Origin of the sequence: Caballeronia sp. GAWG1-5s-s (assembly GCF_023631445.1) — a bacterium.
Lineage (GTDB): Bacteria > Pseudomonadota > Gammaproteobacteria > Burkholderiales > Burkholderiaceae > Caballeronia.
In genome coordinates this window covers 1-314 of sequence record NZ_JALQDC010000072.1, presented here as the reverse complement: position 1 = coordinate 314, position 314 = coordinate 1, and the positions used below count along the sequence as shown (strand labels likewise).

Sequence of the window (314 nt, the reverse complement as noted above, 5' to 3'; positions counted from 1 at the left end):
CTGGCCGACGCGCTGGACACGTACATCCCGACGCCGGAGCGCGCAGTTGACGGCGCCTTCCTGATGCCGGTGGAAGACGTGTTCTCGATCTCGGGTCGTGGCACGGTGGTGACGGGCCGCGTCGAGCGCGGCGTCATCAAGGTCGGCGAGGAAATCGAAATCGTCGGTATCAAGCCGACGGTGAAGACCACCTGCACGGGCGTGGAAATGTTCCGCAAGCTGCTCGACCAGGGTCAGGCGGGCGACAACGTCGGTATCCTGCTGCGCGGCACGAAGCGTGAAGACGTCGAGCGCGGCCAAGTGCTGGCCAAGCC

At 65.9% G+C, this 314-nt stretch carries 1 protein-coding gene; it reads left to right on the top strand.

The features are described 5' to 3' along the window. The coding region (locus tag NCR34_RS27945) for an EF-Tu/IF-2/RF-3 family GTPase (protein WP_250501443.1) at positions 1-314 on the top strand (314 nt) is incomplete at both ends.